This is a genomic window from Protofrankia sp. Cr1 (assembly GCF_963555865.1).
GTDB lineage: Bacteria > Actinomycetota > Actinomycetes > Frankiales > Frankiaceae > Protofrankia.
Window position 1 is genome coordinate 1 of the sequence record NZ_CAUVXO010000513.1, and the last position, 3,650, is coordinate 3,650.

Annotated in this window: 4 protein-coding genes and 2 pseudogenes; all 6 read right to left on the minus strand. The window is 64.5% G+C overall.

Going from position 1 to position 3,650, the window contains the following annotated elements:
* Positions 1-258, minus strand: a pseudogene (locus U9980_RS24810) (alpha/beta hydrolase); the annotation flags it as partial.
* An 82-nt stretch (positions 259-340) separates the two neighbouring features.
* Positions 341-718: pseudogene (locus U9980_RS24815) on the minus strand (VOC family protein); the annotation flags it as partial.
* 289 nt (positions 719-1,007) lie between these two features.
* Positions 1,008-1,226 (minus strand): hypothetical protein, encoded by a 219-nt coding sequence (locus U9980_RS24820; protein ID WP_322752175.1) that lies wholly within the window; start codon positions 1,224-1,226, stop codon positions 1,008-1,010.
* Between the two features lie 113 nt (positions 1,227-1,339).
* The gene (locus U9980_RS24825) at positions 1,340-1,867 is read right to left on the minus strand and encodes an NUDIX hydrolase (protein ID WP_322770138.1); all 528 of its coding nucleotides are present in this window, start codon (positions 1,865-1,867) and stop codon (positions 1,340-1,342) included.
* Positions 1,864-2,628: a hypothetical protein gene (locus U9980_RS24830; protein ID WP_322770139.1), complete on the minus strand. Its 765-nt coding sequence runs from the start codon at positions 2,626-2,628 to the stop codon at positions 1,864-1,866. Before U9980_RS24830 ends, U9980_RS24825 begins: the two co-directional genes overlap by 4 nt.
* Entirely contained in the window at positions 2,629-3,342 is a 714-nt protein-coding gene (locus U9980_RS24835) for a hypothetical protein (RefSeq protein ID WP_322770140.1), read from the minus strand. It lies immediately after the preceding gene.
* Between the last annotated feature and the right edge of the window lie 308 nt (positions 3,343-3,650).

Sequence of the window (3,650 nt, forward strand, 5' to 3'; positions counted from 1 at the left end):
TAGCGACACGTCGGGCGCTCCGGGCGGACCGGGCACCGCCACGTCCTGGAGGTCGAACGCGCCACCACGCGCCAGCTCCTCGTCCGCCATGACCATCCCGCCCATGGCCTCGCGAAACCCCGGAATCATCGCCGGCGTCACCGACGACGGCAGGTAAGCCCCGAGGGCCTCCAGCGCCGCCGCCAGCTCGGCGTCGAACGGCGGCGGCGAGCCGACGCGCAAACCCTGGGATGTCGATGGCAGTGCCCCGATGGTCATAGATTCTCCCGATCATCAAAAACGCTGCTGTACGACAACGAGAAGCATCCTCTCCACGGGCGATCCAGGTGAAAAGGCGCCGACCGCCGGGTATCGACCGCCAGCCGGCGGCCTGGGCAGCCCGCAGCGCAGCGTCGAAATCCGTGGCCCACCAGGCCAGCTGATGGAAGCCCTCGTGCCCGGACGCGAGGAACTTGGTGTAGATGCTGGGCGTGTCGCCTTCCTGGCGGATCAGTTCGATCTGCAGATCGCCGGTGTTGGCGAAGGCGACCGACAACGTCACCTCGCAAGGCTGGCCGCGATAGAGCCCGCTCTGCGGCCGTCCGCGCAGGACGTACCAGGGGCCGACACCCATGCTGAGCCAGGCGGCCACCGCCTGGTCGAGGTCACGGACGACATAGCCGAGCTGGCACACGACTCCCGGCAGTGCGGCTGACTCCCGGCAGTGCGGCTGACTCATAGGACGGGTGCATCGACCGCTCCTCTGGTGTGATGCGGGTCCGGGCCGGATCCGCGGGCCGGTGGTGACGAGTCCCTCGGCACCGCCCGCACCATCTCAGCGTCGCCGGTAACCGAGGGCGGGCGGAATCAGCCTGGATATACAAATGATATCTGGTCGCTGAGATCACGAATCCGAAACTGGCCGAGCATCGGCACGTTCGAGAGGAAAGCCCATGACGTCCCGACCGCCGCTGGCCGAACAGCTGGACCTGGCCCCACACCCCGAAGGCGGGGGCGGCCTCAACCGGTCAGCTGTTCGCTCTACCGTCCTGGCGCTTTAACTGGTGAACCTCAGTAGCGTCGTGACGACGATAGGTGAACTCAACACCCTGCGCCAAGTCACCGAAATCCTCGACGGTGACGGACTCCGCTTTTCCGGCAAGCACGAATAGGAGGTGCCGTACCGTCCAGGCCCCTTCGTAGCGATTGCCGAACTTGTCGGCCTCACCACCAGACCTTGGACTCACGATACCTCCTCACCCATCCCCAGCCGGAATAGACTGCGAGTCAGCATATATGAATTCTCTCCAACTTTATTCTTATTTTGAACCAGTTTGGGCGTATGTCAATGTGGCCTTGCCTAACGTGCGTACCCATCCTGTAGATACTGCACGCGCCCCGTCTTCAGTGCGTCGAGCGCCACCGCCACCCGTCGCCACACGTACGGCCGCAACCGTTGCTGCGCCTGCTCGGGCGTGCAGAACTCGAACGCCGACAGCTCTTCGTCACGCAGCTTGAGCCCAGCGATCTGCTCGTCGCTCAGCTCGCCGCCGTCGAAGACGAAGGCGAAGGCGAGCAGGTCATCCCACGGCCCATGTGGCGATACCCAATCGACCACGAGCAATCCGCCCACATGCACGTCCAGGCCGAGTTCTTCCTTCAGCTCACGGCGCACGGCCTCGTGCGGCGGCTCGTTGGCCTCGGCCATGCCGCCCGGCGTGTCCCAGTTGGGCTTGTACTGCGGATCAACGAGCAGAATCCGGCCCGCGTGGTCGCGCAGGATCACGTCGGCGCTGACTCGCTTGCGTGGTTGCTTCGCGTTGCCCTCTGCCAAGTACGCCTGCCAAGCTTCCGGGTCACGCTCATACAGCGGAGCGTCAGCGTTCACCATCTCTCCTCGAGCGCTGTTCCATCGCCACGTCCGTCCTGTGTGAGCCACTGGTAGAGCCACACCCGCTCCCTGAGCGCCTCATCGAGGCAGCTCAAGAACTCGGCCACCACCCGAGTACCCCGGTGCGGCTCCAGCAGGCGCTTGAGATCAAGAAGCTGCTGGATGACGAGATAGGAGCCGAGCTGCTGGGTCGCGTCCAGCACCTCCTGAGCCACGGCACAGGCTTCGTCGGGCCTGCCTTGGGCAATGAGCACAGTTACAAGGATGAGCTGCCCGAATGCCCAGCTGCGTGTGCGGTCCCCCGGCCGCAGCTCGATGACACGCTCCGCTTGCCGTTCCGCCTGAGTCAGGTCTCCGAGTTGGCGTAGGCACCGGGCGGCCTCGTTCGCTAGTGAGCCTTCATCGAAGTGGCTCACCCATGGCGACCGTTCCTCGACCGGCTGCGCTTCAAGCACCCGCTCCGCCTCGGTGAGGAGCTGCGTGCAGTCGTCGGATCGTCGCAGCACTGCAAAGCCACGAGCCTGCATCGCAAGGAGACGAGCTTCGAGTTCAGGCAACCGCGGACCACGGGCCAGCACTTCACGTCCTCGTCGCGCGTACTGGATGGCGTCGGCCGACTTGCCCTGGTGGTGGGCTAGATGGCTCATGCTGGCCAGGATGTGTATGCCGAGCTGCCGGTCGTTCCCGAGCTTGACGAGATCAAGAGAGCGCGCAAAGTGCTGCCCGGCGGCTTGGTCCCGCCCGGCGTCGTGAGCCATTCACCCAGCCATCTCGGTCAACGCGGCTGCGGCCGTGAAAGCCAACCTTCCATCGCTGCCGTGATCGACTCCGAACATGCGTGGCGCGACCTCAGCTTGCAGGTACTTGACGACCGTGGCGTTGAGATGACCGCCGCCGACCTGGCGATCCGCCGCCCGGAATGACTGTATCGCGGAGGCGTAACCATTGCTGCTGCCAAGCGGCAGTCTGAATGACGGAGCCTGAAGCAATACGGGCCGCGGCGGGGCTTGCTGCGGTATAGTCGCCATCTCTCCCTCGGTCATACGGACGTTGCCATTTGCAGACAGCTCACCGGGCAATTTGAACCACAGTAGATGCTCGGGAATGCGAAGCGTCCGTGCCCAATGCGTCAGGCTGTCGAGATGGCGGACGGGTGCGCCGTTCTCGATACGACTGATTTGCGCTTGCGTCAGGCCGAGCCAACCGGCGACAACACCCTGCGGAATGCCGTCTTTGCCGTATACGGCGATGTGCTGCGGGTGTTTGCGATACGCCCGCGAGATGTGGCCGATGTGCTGCGCAGTGAAAGCATCCCGAAACTGATCGGTGTCCCAGAACTCATCAGGCAAGTCCGGCGGCTGAATGAGGAAGTCTCGGGCCTTGGTCTGGCACGGGGCGCACTGGCTGCTCTTGTTGTCGCGGGCAAGGCGCGTTCCGCAGCGGCAGTAACGTGCCGGGCGGTTCGCGTCCATGATCGTCCTAATCTCCGGGTGCGGCATCCTGACCAGCAATTCTAGAGCCTGATCCACCCTACGCGGCGAACGACATACACGACATGTATGGCGTGTATACCCCCGCGATCATGCCTGGTACGGCCCAGCCGGGCCACTCTCTGGTTACCCGGACACGTCCCCAACCAGGGAGAACGATCCATGACCCGCCAAACATCGGCTCCGGCCGCACCGATCGTCGCTGACTACTTCCCGCCGGAGCTGCGGCAGCTGTGCCGGACCGCAGTACGGGTACTGCACGAGCACATCGAGGTGGGCGGCCTATGCGT

Excerpts from the sequence above, each read along its gene's own strand:
- U9980_RS24830 (WP_322770139.1), bottom strand. The coding sequence starts at position 2,628 with ATGGCTCACGACGCCGGGCGGGACCAAGCCGCCGGGCAGCACTTTGCG.
- U9980_RS24835 (WP_322770140.1), bottom strand. The coding sequence starts at position 3,342 with ATGGACGCGAACCGCCCGGCACGTTACTGCCGCTGCGGAACGCGCCTT.